At 70.1% G+C, this 1,112-nt stretch carries 2 protein-coding genes; one reads left to right on the forward strand and one right to left on the reverse strand.

What is annotated here, in order from left to right; translation table 11 throughout:
- Positions 1-183 (forward strand): hypothetical protein (locus tag AC27VN_RS42075; protein ID WP_490880603.1); only part of this gene is annotated, 183 nt, incomplete at its 5' end.
- 15 nt (positions 184-198) lie between these two features.
- Here AC27VN_RS42075 and ftsY read toward each other — a convergent pair.
- A partial coding sequence (gene ftsY, locus AC27VN_RS42080) for a signal recognition particle-docking protein FtsY (protein WP_490880604.1) occupies positions 199-1,112 on the reverse strand: 914 nt, incomplete at its 5' end.

Genomic DNA, 1,112 nt, shown 5'->3' on the forward strand with positions numbered 1-1,112 from the left:
CTCGATGCAGGCCTGCGCCTGAGCCGGGCCGGCGACGGTGCCACGCCGCTCTTGTTGATCACCGGCGAGACCTCGCCCGACCGGCTGCTGCGCGTGCGCGAGTCGCGCGTGCCGGTGCTGTTCAAGCCGGTGGTGGCGAACCGGCTGCTCGAGGCGATGAGCGAGGCGGTGCTCGCTCGTTGAGGGAGCGGGCGCCCCTCAGTTGCCCAGCAGCGCCTGCGCGAACTCGCGTGCGTCGAAGGTTTCGAGGTCCTCGAGCTTTTCGCCCACGCCGATGAAGTAGACCGGGATCGGCCGCTCGCGTGCGATCGCGCACAGCACGCCGCCCTTGGCCGTGCCGTCGAGCTTGGTCACGACCAGCCCGGTCAGGCCCAGCGTCTCGTCGAAGGCCTTGACCTGCGCCAGCGCGTTCTGGCCGGTGTTGCCGTCGATCACCAGCAGCACCTCGTGCGGCGCGGTCGCGTCGGCCTTGTTGACCACGCGCTTGATCTTCTTGAGCTCGTCCATCAGGTGCAGCTGGGTCGGCAGCCGTCCGGCGGTGTCGACCAGCACCACGTCCTTGCCGCGCGCCTTGCCGGCGTTCACCGCGTCGAAGCTCACGGCGGAAGGGTCGCCGCCTTCCTGGCTCACGATCTCGACCGTGTTGCGGTCGGCCCAGACCAGCAGCTGCTCGCGCGCCGCGGCACGGAAGGTGTCGGCCGCAGCCAGCAGCACCGAGGCGCCTTCGTTGGCCAGGTGCTTGGTGAGCTTGCCGATGGAGGTGGTCTTGCCCGCGCCGTTCACGCCCGCGACCATGATCACGGTGGGCGTGTGGCGGCCGATCTCCAGCGGCTTCTCGAGCGGGCGCAGCAGGTCGGCGATGGCCTCGGCCAGCAGGCGCTTGACCTGTGACGCGTCGGTCGCCATCTGGCTCTTCACGCGGCGGCGCAGGTCGTCGAGCAGGTATTCGGTGGCCTTCACGCCGGCGTCGGCCATCAGCAGCGCGGATTCGAGCTCTTCGTAGAGCGCCTCGTCGATCTGGGCATTGACGAACACCGCCTGGATGCCGGTGCCGGTCTTGCGCAGGCCGGTCTTGAGCTTGTCGAGCCAGCCTCGGCGCTCGGGCGCGGGCG

It is taken from the genome of Variovorax sp. 20P10.2.4, from assembly GCF_058244205.1.